Here is a 16,607-nt window from a genome sequence, read left to right on the forward strand (position 1 = left end):
TAACGCGCATGAATGTTAGTGATTATCCTCACAGTCTGTCGCCCTGAAACGCCACCTCATGCCTACACTATAAATCCGGAAGAAGAAAAAACAAACAACCAGGTTGCCGGGAGTGAATATGCAAATCAGGAGGAAAGTAAAAGATGTAACGACACCATCACGATGCAATACATTGACCTCAACACGTTACCCGGACCATACGTGATAAACATCACAAATCCTTTGAGTGAAGAACTTAAGATGTGATTTTCATTTCCCGGCACAAACCGTGCCCTTAAAAAACAGGCAACGGATACATCTTAATGCCAGAAGTAAACCTTAATTGATTGAATACAGCCTGAGTCCATTGCAAAAATAACACACAGGGTAAATTCGCATATACAGAACCCAACGAAAAGCAAAAGAAACCTGTAACACATTTCGTTTACCTGTCACTTTCAATTGTAAAAGCCAGCAGAAAAAGCGCATATAACTATATTTATCCCTGCGGGGACTTTTGTTTGTGCTATATATTTTTTACAGAGAACCGCAACGCGTCCAAACACAAGAATATATTTACCTCTGGAAAATGGTCTGACTCCCTTTCACGTGGTTGTAGTGACCTGTTCTGTGATTCATGTAATGTCTTTTCTGGATGAGGAAAATATGTCATCACTGATATTTTATACAGACGAAGCACAAGCACTGATTGTAACAGATACCCTTGCCGTCACCGATAATGGGGAGCCGTTATCTTTTGTTTCCAAAGCAGGTTACATCCCCCAGCTAAGAACCATCATAGCAGGTACGGGGGCAGGTGGATTTTCTAACACCTGGTTGCTTGAAGCATCAACCAGAATGGTCGTATCAGGTATACAAAATCTCAATTATCATACATCGGCCTGTCTAAGGAGGCTGTGGAAACAATACAAGCATGACCATGCAATTCCCTCTTCTTCAACGGTGACAACCAGTGTTTATCAGTTCGCAATTTGCGAGGAAACAGGAAATATCGTTTCGTTCGCCTATCGCTCAGTCCATGATTTCGAATCAGAGCAATTACAATACGGAACAGGAGTAAAACCTGAGTGCCAAATCCTGGATGGGGATTTGTTGCAGACAATTCCTGTAATGATGAATGAACAAAGGGCTATACAGGCGACATACTCACACCCGGAACGGATCCATATTGGCGGTGAGATGATTGCGCATTATCTGACATCATCTATGTATCAATGCTTTAAGATTGGGGAATTTGAGGATTTCAGAACTCAGGGAGAGTATATATTGAGCAGGATTTAGGCAAAACGCGGTTCAGATAAAGTGCTTTTAACAGGCTTGCTGAACATTAAAAGGATATCTCTCAATTACGATGAATAGCTTGAATTCTAAAAATAGAAAAGTAGAGTTTAACTCTAAATACATAAAAACAAGAGTAAAGGAGCACCCGCCGAAGCAGCCGCGCATGATGTTGACCGAGAAGCGGATCATCTCGTACGCCGGAATACGGCTGTTGCCATATGACGGATGCGGCACACGCTTGTACGGCAGGGCAAAAACGCTGTCCATCTCTTCGGTAGAGAGCGGGATCGCCGGCGGGTTAACCCAGATATAACGCTCGCCGTGCTTTTGCATCAACGCGCGGGCACAGCCCGGGTTGGTTTCATGGTGCAGAATACGGGAGGCGTGTGCGTAGAGCACCTTGTCAGCTTTGACCTTCTCATATGACGGCAGTAGCACATAGGTCTTTTCCCACGGCTTCGGACGCGGCGGCTGCACCACCACGGCCTTTGCTTCCGCTTTCTTCGGCTCAACTGGTTTGTTATCCGCGCACGGCAGATCGTCACCGTACGGATGCGGGATAGGGTCGATTTTGCCCGGCATATCGATAATCCGGGAATCCACCCCGCTCCAGCCCGGCAGCGCCTCTTTCACCATGATCGCGGTGTTGCGCACGTCGCGGATCTCGCTGACCGCTTCACCCTGCGCCAGGCGATGCGCCACTTCCACCAGCGGACGCTCGCCGTTGCCGAAGATCAGCATGTCGGCTTTCGAATCCACCAGCACCGAACGGCGCACGGTGTCAGACCAGTAGTCGTAGTGCGCGGTGCGGCGCAGGCTCGCCTCGATGCCGCCCAGGATCACCGGCACGTCTTTCCATGCTTCTTTGCATCGCTGGGTGTAGACGAGGGTCGCGCGATCGGGACGTTTACCCGCCACGTTATCTGCCGTATAAGCGTCGTCATGGCGCAGCTTACGGTCAGCGGTATAGCGGTTGATCATCGAGTCCATGTTGCCCGCGGTCACGCCAAAGAACAGGTTAGGTTTACCCAGACGCATAAAGTCGTCTTTGCTGTTCCAGTCAGGCTGAGAAATAATCCCCACGCGGAAACCCTGAGCTTCCAGCATACGGCCGCAGATCGCCATGCCAAAGCTCGGGTGATCGACATACGCATCACCCGTCACCAGAATGATATCGCAGCTGTCCCAGCCCAGTTGATCCATCTCTTCCCGGGACATCGGCAGGAACGGCGCCGGTCCAAAGCAGGCTGCCCAGTACTGGGGCCAGGAGAAGAGGTCGCGATCCGGCTGGATCAGGGAAATTGCGCTCATAATGCTTCCGAAGAAAAAATAGACAAAAGGAGCGGGATTATACGCTGGTTTATCGGGGGAAATGAAGGGGTATTTATTGCCCGGTGACGCTACGCTTACCGGGCCTACGGGCCTGTAGGTCGGGTAAGGCGAAGCCGCCACCCGACTCGTTTTACGGTGCCGGATTCACCAGCATCTGCCCTACCGACCCCCTGTCCATCATCTCCAGCGTCTGGCTGTGGAACAGGAACGGGAAGTGCGGCCATGACGGCTGTCCATAGTAGACGAGCAGTTCTACCTGCCCATCCACCCAGACGGTGTCTTTCCAGCCCCTGTCTTCCGGGAACGGCATCGCCCCGTTGACGTTGCGGATCAGGAATGACACCCCTTCAATATGGAACGACTGCGGCATCTCCGAGCGGACGGTCCAGCGCTCCCAGGTTCCCTGCTGGGCGGTGATATCAATACGGTTTACGTCCCACAGCGCGCCGTTGATGCCCGGATCGTCGCCAAGGCTGATATCGCGACTGCGTACTGCCGGGCCGGTCACAATTTCTTGCGGCAGCAGGCGCATCGGCAGACTGTCGGTCACCAGCGGCAACAGGCCGGTCGGGCGCAGCGTCAGCACCAGCGTGGAGACCAGAACGCTCGACGGTTCAAAGAAGCCGCGTATGCGGTCAACAATGCTTGCCGCTTCGCCGCAGGTCACGGACACTTCATCCCCGTTGGTCATATCCACGAGGATTTCACGACGTTCGCCCGGCGCAAGCGCCAGCTGTTTCACCGACACCGGCGCAGGTAATAACCCCTGATCGCCTGAAATCACATGCAGGGCGCGGCCGTCGCTCATTTGCAGCAGGTAGCGGCGCGAGTTAGAGGCATTCAACAGACGCAGGCGCACCCAGCCACGAGACACTTCGACATACGGGCTTTGCGCGCCGTTAACCAGCAGCGTATCGCCCACAAAGCCACCGCTGCCCGGCTCGCTGTACTCCGGCGTACCGAAGTTATCCAGACGCTTGTCCTGAATAATGATCGGGAAATCATCAACACCGTAGTGATTCGGGATCGGCAGCGTTTTACTGACCTCATCTTCAATCAGCCACATCCCGGCCAGGCCGTTATAGACCTGCTGGGCGGTGCGGTTCGGGGTGTTGGCGTGATACCACAATGTCGCCGCGCTCTGACGAATCGGGAGGACGGGCGCCCAGTCGGCATTCGGCGACATCATGCGCGCCGCGCCGCCCATCAGCGGCCCCGGCACCTGCAACCCACTGACGGTCATTGCGACATTTTCCGTCGTCCGGTTACTGTAGATGAGCTTGACGTCATCCCCATTCCACACGCGAATGGTCGGCCCGAGGTAGCGTCCGTTAATGCCCCATACCTGCGCGCGCGTTCCCTGGGTAAAGGACCAGTGGCTACGCTGAAGCGTGAGGAATAGCGGCTGTCCGCGACGGGATTCAATCAACGGCGGAATAGGCAGCGGCTGTTGCTGCCCGGCGGCGCTGGCTGTCCGCGGCATCGCACCCGCACAAAGGGCGATACCCGAAGCCTGAATAAACTGACGCCGACTGAGTGACATATAAGCTCCATCTGAAACGACTAACAACGCGGGAATTCGTTTTCCCTTGAACGAAACCGGGTTAAATCTTACCGGCGGCTTCTCGCTCTGCAACTTCTTTATCGAGCTGTGCAATGTGCTGAGCCATCAGCTCGCGGCAGTGCGTGGCCAGCTCGCGCACCTGGTCTTTACCGTATTTGGAGGTATCCACCGGCGGTAGCATTTCGACAATGACCAGTCCGTTTTTCAGACGGTTAAGATTAATCTTATTCGATGTATTGGAAACGCACACGGGAATAATTGGAACGCCTGCCGCAATTGCAGCATGAAACGCGCCGGTCTTGAACGGCAGCAGGCCGCGACCGCGGCTGCGCGTCCCTTCCGGGAACATCCAGATTGAGATCCGGCGCTTTTTAAACTGATCCACCACTTCCGCAATGGTGCCATGCGCTTTCGCACGGTTGTTGCGGTCAATCAGCAAGTTACCGGTGAGCCAGTACAGTTGGCCGAAAAGCGGGATCCACAGCAGGCTCTTTTTCCCGACGGTTACGGTCGGCGGAATAACAATATTTGAGGCCGTCACCATATCGTAGTTGTTTTGATGGTTAGCGATATAGATGGCGTTACCGAAATTCTCCGCCCCTTCAGGCAGACGCTTTTCAACCTTCAGGCCGAACAATGGCGCAAGGCGACCAAACATGTGCCCGAACGTCGCGACATGTTTTGGGTTACGCGGGCTGAACAGGCAATAAATCGATCCGAAAATACAGACCAGAATGCAGTAAATAACGGTAAGAATAAGACGAACAATGTATAGCATAGCGACCTCTGAAGCCCTGACAGCTGACAATTATACTTCACCTGTGGCCAGGTAAGGACTTTATTACGAGCGCGTATTGTTAATCGCAACGCACGAATTAACAACGTTTTTACGGGAAATTTTATGGTAATCCCCCTCCGGAAAGAGGGGGGGATGAAACAGGTTACTCTTCGCTGTCGTCCGCTTTGCTGCGCGCCGGCGAGTCGATCTCCACGCGGTCGATGCGCTGCAGGCCACGCATCAGTGAGCCGCGACGTCCGCGCTCGCCAACCACCTTCTGCAACTCTTCCGGACGCAGTTTGATCTTACGTTTGCCGACATGAATGGTCAGCGTGCTCTGCGGCGGCAGCAGGAAGAGATGCGCCAGGCTATCTTCGCCTTTTGCCGCTTCCGCTGACGGGATACTGATGATCTTGTTGCCCTTACCTTTCGACAGCTCCGGCAGATCGCTGACCGGGAACATCAGCATGCGTCCGGCAGCGGTGATCGCCAGCAGCATATCGCTTTCGTTCTCGATGATCAGCGGTGGCATGACGTGGGCGTTATCCGGCAGGCTGATCAGCGCTTTACCGGCGCGGTTACGCGATACCAGATCGTTAAAGGTGCAGATAAAGCCGTAGCCAGCATCAGACGCCATCAGCAGTTTTTGATCGTCGGCTTCCATCAGCATATGGTCAACCGTGGCGCCCGGCGGCAGCGTCAGCTTGCCCGTCAGCGGTTCGCCCTGCCCGCGCGCGGATGGCAGCGTGATCGGATCAATGGCGTAGCTACGGCCCGTGGAGTCGATAAACGCCACCGGCTGGTTGCTCTTGCCCTTCACCGCCGCCTTGAAGCTGTCACCGGACTTGTAGCTCAGACCCGGCGCGTCGATATCGTGGCCTTTGGCGCTACGCACCCAGCCGCTCTGGGAAAGCACGATGGTCACCGGCTCGGACGGCAGCATGTCGTGCTCGTTCATCGCCTTCGCTTCTTCGCGCTCATGCAGCGGAGAACGACGGTCGTCGCCAAAGGCGTCGGCATCGGCCTGCAGCTCTTTCTTCAGCAGGGTGTTCATCTTGCGCTCGGACGCCAGAATCGCCTGAAGCTGATCGCGCTCTTTTTCCAGCTCGTTCTGCTCGCCGCGGATCTTCATCTCTTCCAGCTTAGCGAGATGGCGCAGCTTCAGTTCGAGGATCGCTTCAGCCTGGGTTTCGCTGATGCCAAAGCGCGACATCAGGGCAGGCTTAGGTTCGTCCTCGGTACGAATGATCTCAATCACTTCGTCAATGTTGAGGAACGCCACCAGCAAACCTTCGAGGATATGCAGGCGCTTAAGCACTTTCTCCAGGCGATGGTTCAGACGGCGGCGCACCGTATCGCGGCGGAAGGCCAGCCATTCGGTGAGGATCTCCAGCAGGTTTTTCACCGCCGGACGACCGTCCAGACCAATCATGTTCAGGTTGATGCGGTAGCTTTTTTCCAGATCGGTAGTGGCGAACAGGTGGTTCATCACCTGCTCCATATCCACGCGGTTAGAGCGCGGCACGATCACCAGACGGGTCGGGTTTTCGTGGTCCGATTCGTCGCGCAGGTCGTCCACCATCGGCAGCTTTTTATTGCGCATCTGGGAGGCAATCTGCTCCAGCACCTTCGCGCCGGAGACCTGGTGCGGCAGCGCGGTGATCACCACGGCGCCATCCTCTTTGGTCCATACCGCGCGCATGCGCACGGAGCCGCGGCCGTTCTGGTAGATTTTACGGATTTCCGCACGCGAGGTGATGATCTCGGCTTCGGTCGGATAGTCCGGCCCCTGCACGATATCCAGCAGATCGTCCAGCGAGGTTTTTGGCTGCTCAATCAGGGTGATGGCGGCTTTCGCCACTTCACGCAGGTTGTGCGGCGGAATGTCCGTCGCCATGCCCACGGCGATACCGGTCGTGCCGTTCAGCAGGATGTTCGGCAGACGCGCAGGCAGCATTTTCGGCTCCTGCATCGTACCGTCGAAGTTTGGCACCCAGTCGACCGTACCCTGCCCCAGCTCGCCCAACAGCACTTCGGCATATTTAGACAGACGGGATTCGGTATAACGCATTGCCGCGAAGGATTTCGGATCGTCCGGCGCCCCCCAGTTCCCCTGGCCATCCACCAGCGGATAGCGGTAAGAGAACGGCTGGGCCATCAGCACCATCGCTTCATAGCAGGCGCTGTCACCGTGCGGATGGTATTTCCCCAGCACGTCGCCGACGGTACGGGCGGATTTCTTGAACTTGGCGGTCGCATTCAGCCCCAGTTCGGACATCGCATAGACGATGCGGCGCTGAACGGGCTTCAGGCCATCCCCGATAAACGGCAACGCCCTGTCCATGATGACGTACATGGAGTAGTTCAGGTAGGCGTTTTCCGTGAATTCATGTAGCGCGAGGCGCTCTGCCATATCGCTCATTACGTGTGATTCCTCAACTCAGAAACCGATGGGTTTCAGGCAATATTGCCGCAGATACTACCTCATCTGGCGAGTTGAGTCACAAAGAAAAAGGGCCGCTCATGCGGCCCTTTCCGGGTTATTTGTTCAGCTTGATAACCTGCTTCACGTCGATTTCAAACTCGTTCCAGTCTTTATCGATTTTACCCTGGAGTTCGACTTTATCCTGTGGCGTCACCGTCACGCCGTTCCAGCGCTTGTGGTCGATCTCCACCACCACCGTGCCGCTTTCATCGCGGAAGGTGTAACGGTCATCGGACAGGCGCTCGGTAATATTACCGCGCAGCTTCACCCAGCTGTCGTCCTTCATATCTTTGACTTTAGCCGCGGTAGTGAGGTTGGCGTTATTATCGACAAAGCCACCCTGCTGGGTTTGCGTCTGGGTCTGTGTCGCAGATGGGCCAGAGAAGCCACCCTGTGCAGCAAAAACAGGGGCAGTGGTCATCATCATAATGGCAGCAATTGCAGCGTATTTTTTCATCTTAATCTCTCCCTTTAATGTCGTTTCACAATCCATTAAACAGGGTAAACCTTAACAACTTCTTAAGGGGAAAATTTATTTATTTTTACTGTACAGCAGGCGCTTGCAGAAGGTTTACTGACGGCATCAAGGAGGAAATATGCGCATTTTACTGGTAGAAGACGACAAGCTCATCGGCGATGGCATCAAAGCGGGCTTAAGCAAAATGGGCTTTAACGTGGACTGGTTTACCGACGGTAAAACCGGGCAGGCGGCCCTGTACACCGCGCCGTACGATGCCGTGGTGCTGGACCTGACGCTGCCGGAAATCGACGGGCTTGAGATCCTGCGCGCCTGGCGCGAAAGCGGTAAGAGCGAACCGGTGCTGATCCTCACCGCGCGGGATGCGCTGAATCAGCGCGTCGAAGGGTTACGCCTGGGGGCGGATGATTACCTGTGTAAGCCGTTCGCGCTGATTGAAGTGGCAGCCCGCCTCGAAGCGCTGGTGCGCCGCAGCCACGGGCAGGCGCGCAGCGAGCTGCGTCACGGCAAGGTCACGCTCGATCCGGCAAGTCTTGTCGCCACGCTGGAGGGCGAAACGCTGGTGCTCAAACCCAAAGAGTTCGCCCTGCTGGAACTGCTGATGCGCAACGCGGGCCGCGTGCTGCCGCGCAAGGCCATCGAAGAGAAACTCTACAACTGGGATGATGACGTCTCCAGCAACGCCGTCGAAGTCCACGTTCATCATTTACGCCGCAAGCTCGGCAGCGAATTTATCCGCACCGTGCACGGCATCGGTTATACCCTGGGTGACGCATGAAACTGACCCAACGCCTGAGCCTGAAGCTGCGCCTGACGCTCCTCTTTTTGCTGCTGTCCCTGGCGGCCTGGTTTGCCGCAAGCGTGGTGGCCTGGCACCAGACGACCGACAAGCTCGATAAGCTGTTCGATACCCAGCAGATGCTGTTTGCCAAACGGCTGCTGACGATGGACGTGGACGAACTCCGCGCCCCGGAACGCATGCGCGAGGTGCCGAAAAAAGCCAAACACGGCCATCTTGACGACGATGCGCTGGCCTTCGCAATCTTCACCGCAGACGGCAGCATGGTGCTTAACGACGGTGAGAACGGGCGCGACATATCTTATCACTACCGCCGGGACGGATTTGATGACGGTCGGTTGCAGGATGACAACGACGAATGGCGTTTCCTGTGGCTGACCTCCCCGGACGGGAAATACCGCGTGGTGGTTGGCCAGGAGTGGGAGTACCGACAAGATATGGCGCTGGACGTGGTCAGCTCGCAGCTGACGCCGTGGCTGGTGGCGCTGCCCGTAATGCTGCTGTTGCTGATTGTCCTGCTGAGCCGGGAACTGAAACCGCTGAAAAACCTGGCGCAGACCCTGCGTTCACGCTCGCCGGATGCGACCGATACGCTGCCCACCCACGGCGTGCCGACGGAGGTTCGCCCGCTGCTTGATGCGCTTAACCATCTTTTCGCCCGTACGCAGGAGATGATGGCCCGCGAGCGCCGCTTCACCTCGGATGCCGCTCATGAGTTGCGCAGCCCGCTTGCCGCGCTGAAGGTGCAAACCGACGTGGCGCAGCTTTCCCTTGACGATCCCGGGGCGCAGTCTAAAGCGCTGGGGCAGCTGCATGCGGGCATCGACCGCGCCTCCCGGCTGGTGGATCAGCTTCTCACCCTGTCGCGCCTGGATTCACTGGATAATCTTGATGACGTCGAACCCGTGATGATGGCCGATTTGCTGCAATCCGCGGTGCTGGATATCTGGCATCCGGCGCAGCAGGCGGGCATTGATATTCGGCTCAACGTCAACACGCCCGAGGTGATGCGTCACGGACAGCCGCTATTGCTGAGCCTGCTGGCGCGTAACCTGCTGGACAACGCCGTTCGTTACAGCCCGCGCGGCAGCGTGGTGGACGTGACGCTGAACACCCAAAGCTTTACCGTGCGCGACAACGGCCCGGGCATTTCAACCGATGCGCTGGCGCGTCTCGGCGAGCGCTTTTATCGTCCACCGGGCCAGGACGCCACCGGCAGCGGTCTGGGGTTGTCTATCGTGAAGCGCATCGCGGCGTTACACGGGATGCGCGTCTCGCTGGGCAATGCGCCTGAAGGGGGCTTTGAGGTGACCGTCAGCTGGTAGCCATTATTGCGATGAGCGCAAAAGACTTTGCACATTTTGCTTATTTTTCCGCTCCGTCCTCGCGCGTAGAATACCTGGCATACTCTCAGCATCGAGGACAAATAATGAGCAACATTCTGATTATCAACGGCGCGAAAGAATTTGCGCACTCTAAAGGCCAGCTCAATGACACCCTGACCGAGGTCGCGGATGGTTTCCTGCGCGACGCCGGACATGATGTTAAGGTTGTGCGCGCGGACAGCGATTACGACGTGAAGGCCGAAGTGCAGAACTTCCTGTGGGCCGACGTGGTTATCTGGCAGATGCCGGGCTGGTGGATGGGCGCACCGTGGACCGTGAAAAAATACATGGACGATGTGTTTACCGAAGGTCACGGTTCGCTGTATGCCAGCGACGGCCGCACCCGCTCAGACGCGTCTAAAAAATACGGTTCCGGCGGCCTGTTGCAGGGCAAGAAATACATGCTCTCCCTGACCTGGAATGCCCCGCTTGAAGCGTTCACCGAGCAAGATCAGTTCTTTGAAGGCGTAGGCGTAGACGGCGCGTATCTGCCATTCCACAAGGCGAATCAGTTCCTGGCTATGGAGCCGCTGCCGACCTTTATCGTCAATGACGTAATTAAAATGCCGGACGTCCCACGCTATATCGCAGAATATCGCAAGCATCTCGCGGAAATTTTTGCTTAACTGGTAGCCTGGAATTAGAAGGAGTTAATTATGCTTACCGTTATTGCTGAAATCCGTACGCGTCCTGGCCAACATCACCGCCAGGCGGTGCTGGATGAGTTCGCAAAGATCATCCCGACCGTACTGAAAGAAGAAGGCTGCCACGGCTACGCGCCAATGGTGGACGCCGCCACCAGCGCAAGCTTCCAGGCGACCGCGCCAGACTCGATCATCATGGTTGAGCAGTGGGAAACCGTCGCGCACCTTGAAGCGCATTTGCAGACCGCGCATATGAAAGCGTGGAGCGACGCGGTGAAAGGGGACGTTCTGGAAACCCATATTCGTATTCTGGAGCAAGGGGTTTAAGTTCTGTGAAATTTACCGGGTGGCACTGCGTTTACCCGGCCTACAACTTCCCTCCCAGGCCCGGTAAGCGTTAACGCCACCGGGCTTTTTTTATCACCTTAACACTCAACTGCTATGCTTATTCTGACTTCATGTTAAACAGGAGGATGGAATGGGTCTTTTTAATTTCGTAAAAGAAGCAGGCGAAAAGCTGTGGGACAATCTGACCGATCATAAGGGTCAGAGCGACAAAATCACCGAACACCTCAAGAAACTCAACATTCCCGGTTCCGATAAGGTTCAGGTTGACGTCACCGACGGCAAAGCCAGCGTGACGGGCGACGGGCTGACGCAGGAGCAGAAAGAAAAAATCCAGGTCGCCGTCGGCAACATCGCAGGCGTCAGCGAGGTGGAGAACAACATCACCGCGACAGATGCCAAAGATGAAGCTACTTACTATACGGTGAAATCCGGCGATACCCTGAGCGCGATCTCTAAAACCGTGTACGGCGATGCTAACCAGTACAACAAGATTTTTGAGGCTAACCGCCCTATGCTCTCCAGCCCCGATAAAATCTATCCCGGCCAGACGCTGCGTATTCCTAAAGCATAACGTCTAAAACAGTCGGTTCACGTCGCGCAGAGGAACAGAATGAAAATAGCTTGTCTTGGCTGGGGTTCGTTAATCTGGAAAAGCGGCGCGTTACCGGTAGCCGGTGAGTGGCAGACCGACGGGCCTTCTTTGCCCGTCGAGTTCTGTCGGGTCAGCGATGGCGGTGAACTGGCGACCGCCATCTGTATGAATGCCCCTGTCGTGCCGGTGCTTTGGGCATGGCTGGAGGCCACAACGTTGAGCGTGGCCTGCCGCGCTTTGCGTGAGCGCGAAGCCATTCCCGAGGATCGCTGCGATGGTATTGGCTCGCTGCTAATCACCGGACGCGACACGGGTATCCTGACAACATGGGCCAGGGAGAAAGGTATTGAAGCGATCATCTGGACCGGGCTCCCGCCGAGAAGCGCGTCACAGGAAGGCAGGGTTCCTGCCGTGGACGAAGCCATCGCTTATCTCGACGGCCTCAGCGGAGAGACCCGCAGCCATGCGCGGGACTATATTTGCCGCGTGCCTGCCCAGCTTGATACGCCCTACCGGCGCGTCATTAAAGACGTGCTTGGATGGTAATCCCCCGGCCAGTTACCAGTACAGTTTCCAGCTCCGGGTGAAACGCACCAGCGCCTCAACGTAGAAGTAATCTCCCCAGCTTGCGCACTCATCCACGCCTTTGTTGCTCCCGAGGTGGTAAACCGAGTGTTTAAGCAGCCCGTTGCCCTTTTCTTCTCTCCCCATCAGATAGTGTTTCGTCAGTGACGACATAATGCCTTTAGCCCACTCCATATAGTGCTCGCGATCCGGATCCGTGACGGGCAGGTGTTTCACCAGCTCCAGCAGCCCACATACCGCAATCGCCGCCGAGGAAGAGTCACGCAGCGCGTCGGTGCCCACCAGCGCCAGATCCCAGTGGCAGACGTAGTCGTCGGGCAGGCGATTGAGGAAGTAGTTCGCCAGCCGTTTTGACAGGGCGATCATCGTCTCGTCGCCGGTATAGATATAGCTCAGCAGGAAGCCGTAAATTCCCCACGCCTGCCCGCGTGACCAGCAGGAGTCGTCGGCGTAGCCCTGCTGGGTGTTGCCGTAGCGCGGTGCGCCGGTTGTCACATCCATATAGTAGGTGTGGAAGGTGGAGGCATCGTCACGAATGAGGTACGTCGCCGCCTGCATGACGTGCGTTTTTGCGGCGTCGGCAAAGCGCGGATCGCCCGTCTGCTCCGTTGCCCAGTAGAGCAGCGGCAGGTTCATGTTACAGTCGATGATCATCCGCCCGGCCTGGTCCGGATCGGAGAGATCGCCCCACGCCTGGATGATCTTCGCTTTCTCGTGGAAGCGTTCCAGCAGAGCTTCCGCCGCCAGCAGCGAGAAGCCGCGCGCCTCGCGATTTCCGGTCAGCCGCCACGCGGCTACGCAGGAGAGCGTGTAGAGGAAGCCTAAATCGTGGGTGTTGGTGTCGTTGCGCCCGGCGATGCGCAGGCCAAACGAGCGCACGTGTTTTTCCGCCATCGCGCGGAATTTTTCCTCGCCGCTCATCTCCCATGCCAGCCATAGCTGCCCGGTCCAGAAGCTGGTGGTCCACTCCACGTTGTCAGTCAGCGGATAAAAACCGTTCTGGCAGGTTTCCGCCGGGAATTTGTCGCCGAACTCCGTTAAATGACGGCTAATCAGGTCCAGAACGTGGCTGCGCGCCGAATTCAGTTCATCGCTGAATGCGCGGGAGTCAACGGGCGCAGCGATAACAGGCAGACGTTCTTCTTTGATACGACTTAACATATTTCGGTTCCTTCTTTGACGGCGTAATTTATCGTGTTGACGTTTCTGCTACGTTCAGCGCACGAGCCCCGCGCCATTTGCTCTGACAGGCGGATAACGTAAAAGCAGAAATAAGGGTAAAGGTCAGCGCCGTTGCGCCCATGATGATATAGGTGTGCTCAAAGCCAATACGGTCATACATATAGCCGGCAGGGGAAGAGACCACCACGTTGCCAACGTACAGCATCGCCTGATAGCCGAGTAAATACATGGTGGCATTGACGCGCTTGTCGAAATGCTCGGCGATATATTTAAATACCGACACCAGCAGGAGACAAATTTCCAGACCGTACAGCGGCTTAAGCACTGAAATTAACAGGTGAGAATCACACATGCCGGAAATAATCAAACGCGCCCCGACCACCAGCCCGACAATTAATAGCCCGCGTTTGGCGCCAATAAAGTTCACAAACAGCGGGACCACCATATACATGACAAATTCCATGCCCGACTGCACGGTCCCGAGATAACCGAATACCGCGTTGCCCTCATGAATATCATCGAAGAAGGTGACGAAATAGCGCGAGAACTGCTGCTCGGCGATAAACATCATCCACGCCACGCCCGCCACGTACAGGCAGAAGGCCCAGAATTTGCGGTTTCGCAGCAGGGCGTAAACGTCTGACGGGGCGATTTTCTCTTTCGTCAGCACCTCGCCCGCGTGAATGGAGTTAGTGTTCACTTTCAGGCTCAGCAGGACGATCAGCATCACCACCGATGCCACGCTGCCGAGAATAAAGTTATACGCCGGTGAGAGGTTAAACAGCAGGCCGGAGAAGGACGATGCCACCGCCCAGCCGAGCGAACCCCACATGCGAATTTGCCCGAATTCCATGCCGTTTAATCGGCTAAAGCGGTCGGAATACGATTCGCACGCCGCCACACCCGCGTACCAGGCAAAGCTTAAATAGAGCGCGCCGATAATAATCCCCAGCAGGGTATTAGACATTAACAGCGGCTGGTATACGTAAATAAAGAACGGCGCCATCAGGGCCGACATGATCACCACAAAATAGAGCAGGTATTTGCTCATGCCGATCTTATCGAGAATATAGCCGTAGATCGGTTTAAGAATAACGGAGAATATCCCGTTCACCGCAAAAACGGTTCCAATCACCGAGCCGCTGAGATTGGCTTTCTGGCCAAGCCAGATCGCCAGCAGTCCAATACTGGCAGACCAGGTAAAGAAATAGAGAAAGATAAAGCTACTGATTTTGTAATATTCAGTTCTGTTAGTTGTCGATGTGCTTTTCATATCATCCTCGCCGACGTGTAGGGCCAGATTTTTATAATGTGAACGACAGCTTACGTTCGCTTCCGGGTTCGCTAATGACGACCCGGCTATGGGTTATATTCAGCTGCGGCGTCGCCGCAACGGGCTGTTTTCCGCCAGCCAGAACGGCGCAACAGAGCCAGCTTTCCCCTTGCGGGAGGTCGGCCTTTAACAACGGAATGGAAGCGCACTCCGCAAACATAATGCTGCTGTTCGGCGGCGTGACGATGCTGTCTGGCTGGCGGTGAATGACCGGCGAAAGATCGACAATGACGCTGCTGCCGTTTTCAGCCATCAGATAACAACCGCGATCGCGCACCTGGTGGGCGGTTTTCATCACCGCAAAGCCGCCCTCGACGGTTTGCAGAGTGCGCGCGCTGTTGATGCGGTGCAGGCGCAGGTGCCACTCCCCGAACGGGATCTGCCAGGTCGCAATATGCACGTCTCGCCAAGGCGACCAGCGCGAGAAAATGTTATGTTCATCTACCCGAACCTCTTCGCACTCGCGACGACCACGGAAATAGTCATCTCCGTCCGCCAGCAGCAGCATCGAATCGCAGGCGGCATGCTTCAGGCCAAAACGCCCGCGCTCAATGGTGAATCCGAAGCGGCTGGAGTAGGCAAATTTGGTGTATTTCGCTTCGGTGTTAACGTAGTTATTCAGCTCCAGCTGACCAGCCGTGAGCATGACGACGTGCTGCGAAGCTTTCGAATGCATCAGGATCTGCTGCGCATGCGGGATCACATGTTTTTCAGCAAGCGCGGGCAGCGGCTGCTCGTCGGCCTGCCAGAACGGATGCGCCTCCGGCAGCGCCAGGATCAGGTAGGTTTTCAGCGCCCAGTACGGTGAACCGGGGGAGTTGTAATCCTCGCACATCGCCAGGTTCGGATACGCAAACCCCAGGGTAAGAATACCGTCGCGATCGACAATCGACTGCTGCTGCCACCAGCGCAGATGCCGCAGCACAATGCCCTTCACGATACCCGGGGTGAAGACGTCCAGCTGAGAAAAAGCCACCGCGCTCCAGAAGGCAACCATGGCAAAGCGGTAGGTCAGGCTGCGGCCAAACGGCACCGAGGCACCATCGGCGGCGGACCAGTAGATAAAGTCTTCCGCGAACAGACGCGAGCGCTCGCGCAGCACCTTCGCCCTCGCCTCGTCGTCACTCAGGGTGGCGTAAATCAGGCCGTAAAAATGGAAAGCCATGGAGATGTAATAGTCTTTCGGGCGGCCGGGACCGTCGGAGTACCAGCCGTCGCCGAGATAGTATGCGTCCATCAGCGCAAAGCGGTGGTCAATGGCGGCCTGATCGTACGGCAGGCCGGCGCGCTTAAAGCCGAGCTGGACCATAATGGCAAAATAGTTCCAGTTGCTGTCCGGCATCTGCGCGTCGGTGATTTGGTTGAGCCACGCGTGCAGGTTAATCACCTCGCGCCCGGTAAAGTGCGCGGTGAGTTTATCTCCCAGCAGAGCGAGCCCCAGACCGTAGGCCGCCATCTCTACCAGACGCTGATCGTACGGGCCGGTTTCACCCCAGTAGCCGGTGCTTTGCGGGTCGGTACCAAGCTTAATGGCAGTAAGGTACTTCTCGCTGAACGGCGTGCTTTCGCCGGATGCCATCAGCGGAAACAGCCCCCACAGCGCGCGGGAAAGTCCCTCCATCTGCGCAATATCCGCTGTGTAATGGGCGCAGGTATCACCCAGCGAGAATCGTGAACGGTTCGCCGGAAATTGCGTGTCCAGCGCCTGTAAAAGTGCATTCAACGACGCCACTACATCCTGGCGTGAAGACAACGGATTTGATTTTTCTTTGTTTGCCGCCCACATCGGTTCGCCCTCGTAATCAACTGCGGCAAAGCATA

The 16,607-nt window shown here is 56.1% G+C and carries 15 protein-coding genes and 1 pseudogene; 8 read left to right on the forward strand and 8 right to left on the reverse strand.

Annotated elements, in window-relative coordinates; genetic code table 11:
* Nucleotides 1-12: 12 nt before the first annotated feature.
* On the forward strand, nt 13-246 hold the full coding sequence (locus ACQG03_RS18170; protein ID WP_012477417.1) for a hypothetical protein: 234 nt from the start codon (nt 13-15) through the stop codon (nt 244-246).
* Nucleotides 247-621: 375 nt separating this feature from the next.
* Nucleotides 622-1,281 carry a hypothetical protein gene (locus ACQG03_RS18175; RefSeq protein WP_223861955.1) on the forward strand — a complete coding sequence of 220 codons (660 nt, stop codon included), beginning with the start codon at nt 622-624 and terminating at the stop codon, nt 1,279-1,281.
* A 135-nt stretch (nt 1,282-1,416) separates the two neighbouring features.
* Here the strand turns inward: ACQG03_RS18175 and ACQG03_RS18180 are convergent.
* The 5 genes and pseudogenes from ACQG03_RS18180 to ACQG03_RS18200 all read right to left on the reverse strand — a co-directional run.
* Nucleotides 1,417-2,592: pseudogene (locus tag ACQG03_RS18180) on the reverse strand (YgiQ family radical SAM protein); the annotation flags it as partial.
* Between the two features lie 151 nt (nt 2,593-2,743).
* On the reverse strand, nt 2,744-4,156 hold the full coding sequence (ftsP, locus tag ACQG03_RS18185) for a cell division protein FtsP (RefSeq protein WP_023298607.1): 1,413 nt from the start codon (nt 4,154-4,156) through the stop codon (nt 2,744-2,746).
* A 61-nt stretch (nt 4,157-4,217) separates the two neighbouring features.
* Complete coding sequence (gene plsC / locus ACQG03_RS18190) at nt 4,218-4,955, reverse strand: 1-acylglycerol-3-phosphate O-acyltransferase (RefSeq protein ID WP_022649406.1); 738 nt, start codon at nt 4,953-4,955, stop codon at nt 4,218-4,220.
* A gap of 163 nt (nt 4,956-5,118) precedes the next feature.
* Nucleotides 5,119-7,377 carry a DNA topoisomerase IV subunit A gene (gene parC / locus ACQG03_RS18195; RefSeq protein ID WP_023298608.1) on the reverse strand — a complete coding sequence of 753 codons (2,259 nt, stop codon included), beginning with the start codon at nt 7,375-7,377 and terminating at the stop codon, nt 5,119-5,121.
* A 118-nt stretch (nt 7,378-7,495) separates the two neighbouring features.
* On the reverse strand, nt 7,496-7,897 hold the full coding sequence (locus ACQG03_RS18200) for a YgiW/YdeI family stress tolerance OB fold protein (RefSeq protein ID WP_022649408.1): 402 nt from the start codon (nt 7,895-7,897) through the stop codon (nt 7,496-7,498).
* A gap of 139 nt (nt 7,898-8,036) precedes the next feature.
* Here ACQG03_RS18200 and qseB point away from each other — a divergent pair, with 139 nt between their 5' ends.
* The 6 genes from qseB (at nt 8,037) to ACQG03_RS18230 (ending at nt 12,232) form a co-directional block, all read left to right on the forward strand.
* On the forward strand, nt 8,037-8,696 hold the full coding sequence (gene qseB / locus ACQG03_RS18205) for a quorum sensing response regulator transcription factor QseB (protein ID WP_022649409.1): 660 nt from the start codon (nt 8,037-8,039) through the stop codon (nt 8,694-8,696).
* Nucleotides 8,693-10,042: a quorum sensing histidine kinase QseC gene (qseC, locus tag ACQG03_RS18210; RefSeq protein WP_063163593.1), complete on the forward strand. Its 1,350-nt coding sequence runs from the start codon at nt 8,693-8,695 to the stop codon at nt 10,040-10,042. Before qseB ends, qseC begins: the two co-directional genes overlap by 4 nt.
* A 104-nt stretch (nt 10,043-10,146) precedes the next feature.
* Nucleotides 10,147-10,728 carry an NAD(P)H-dependent oxidoreductase gene (locus tag ACQG03_RS18215; RefSeq protein WP_022649411.1) on the forward strand — a complete coding sequence of 194 codons (582 nt, stop codon included), beginning with the start codon at nt 10,147-10,149 and terminating at the stop codon, nt 10,726-10,728.
* Nucleotides 10,729-10,758: 30 nt separating this feature from the next.
* Nucleotides 10,759-11,073 (forward strand): putative quinol monooxygenase, encoded by a 315-nt coding sequence (locus ACQG03_RS18220; protein ID WP_003862506.1) that lies wholly within the window; start codon nt 10,759-10,761, stop codon nt 11,071-11,073.
* A 151-nt stretch (nt 11,074-11,224) separates the two neighbouring features.
* Nucleotides 11,225-11,665, forward strand: a complete 441-nt coding sequence (gene lysM, locus ACQG03_RS18225) for a peptidoglycan-binding protein LysM (protein ID WP_022649412.1) — start codon at nt 11,225-11,227, stop codon at nt 11,663-11,665.
* 39 nt (nt 11,666-11,704) lie between these two features.
* A complete protein-coding gene (locus ACQG03_RS18230) occupies nt 11,705-12,232 on the forward strand; it encodes a hypothetical protein (protein WP_063163594.1) in 528 nt (175 codons plus the stop codon).
* A 12-nt stretch (nt 12,233-12,244) separates the two neighbouring features.
* Here ACQG03_RS18230 and ACQG03_RS18235 read toward each other — a convergent pair whose 3' ends face one another.
* From ACQG03_RS18235 to ACQG03_RS18245, 3 genes are read right to left on the reverse strand one after another with little or no spacing between them, the layout of a single operon-like run.
* Entirely contained in the window at nt 12,245-13,432 is a 1,188-nt protein-coding gene (locus ACQG03_RS18235; protein ID WP_063163595.1) for a glycoside hydrolase family 88 protein, read from the reverse strand.
* 28 nt (nt 13,433-13,460) lie between these two features.
* Complete coding sequence (locus ACQG03_RS18240; protein ID WP_022649415.1) at nt 13,461-14,726, reverse strand: oligosaccharide MFS transporter; 1,266 nt, start codon at nt 14,724-14,726, stop codon at nt 13,461-13,463.
* Nucleotides 14,727-14,757: 31 nt separating this feature from the next.
* Nucleotides 14,758-16,572 (reverse strand): DUF2264 domain-containing protein, encoded by a 1,815-nt coding sequence (locus tag ACQG03_RS18245; RefSeq protein WP_063163596.1) that lies wholly within the window; start codon nt 16,570-16,572, stop codon nt 14,758-14,760.
* Nucleotides 16,573-16,607: the final 35 nt, after the last annotated feature.

It is taken from the genome of Enterobacter cloacae complex sp. 342H5 (assembly GCF_050030905.1).
In the GTDB taxonomy this organism is placed as follows: domain Bacteria; phylum Pseudomonadota; class Gammaproteobacteria; order Enterobacterales; family Enterobacteriaceae; genus Enterobacter; species Enterobacter intestinihominis.

Bases quoted from the DNA above. Each gene is read 5' to 3' on its own strand.
- ACQG03_RS18170 (WP_012477417.1), top strand. From the start codon at position 13: ATGTTAGTGATTATCCTCACAGTCTGTCGCCCTGAAACGCCACCTCAT.
- ACQG03_RS18175 (WP_223861955.1), top strand. From the start codon at position 622: ATGTCTTTTCTGGATGAGGAAAATATGTCATCACTGATATTTTATACA.
- ftsP (WP_023298607.1), bottom strand. From the start codon at position 4,156: ATGTCACTCAGTCGGCGTCAGTTTATTCAGGCTTCGGGTATCGCCCTT.
- plsC (WP_022649406.1), bottom strand. From the start codon at position 4,955: ATGCTATACATTGTTCGTCTTATTCTTACCGTTATTTACTGCATTCTG.
- parC (WP_023298608.1), bottom strand. From the start codon at position 7,377: ATGAGCGATATGGCAGAGCGCCTCGCGCTACATGAATTCACGGAAAAC.
- ACQG03_RS18200 (WP_022649408.1), bottom strand. From the start codon at position 7,897: ATGAAAAAATACGCTGCAATTGCTGCCATTATGATGATGACCACTGCC.
- qseB (WP_022649409.1), top strand. From the start codon at position 8,037: ATGCGCATTTTACTGGTAGAAGACGACAAGCTCATCGGCGATGGCATC.
- qseC (WP_063163593.1), top strand. From the start codon at position 8,693: ATGAAACTGACCCAACGCCTGAGCCTGAAGCTGCGCCTGACGCTCCTC.
- ACQG03_RS18215 (WP_022649411.1), top strand. From the start codon at position 10,147: ATGAGCAACATTCTGATTATCAACGGCGCGAAAGAATTTGCGCACTCT.
- ACQG03_RS18220 (WP_003862506.1), top strand. From the start codon at position 10,759: ATGCTTACCGTTATTGCTGAAATCCGTACGCGTCCTGGCCAACATCAC.
- lysM (WP_022649412.1), top strand. From the start codon at position 11,225: ATGGGTCTTTTTAATTTCGTAAAAGAAGCAGGCGAAAAGCTGTGGGAC.
- ACQG03_RS18230 (WP_063163594.1), top strand. From the start codon at position 11,705: ATGAAAATAGCTTGTCTTGGCTGGGGTTCGTTAATCTGGAAAAGCGGC.
- ACQG03_RS18235 (WP_063163595.1), bottom strand. From the start codon at position 13,432: ATGTTAAGTCGTATCAAAGAAGAACGTCTGCCTGTTATCGCTGCGCCC.
- ACQG03_RS18240 (WP_022649415.1), bottom strand. From the start codon at position 14,726: ATGAAAAGCACATCGACAACTAACAGAACTGAATATTACAAAATCAGT.
- ACQG03_RS18245 (WP_063163596.1), bottom strand. From the start codon at position 16,572: ATGTGGGCGGCAAACAAAGAAAAATCAAATCCGTTGTCTTCACGCCAG.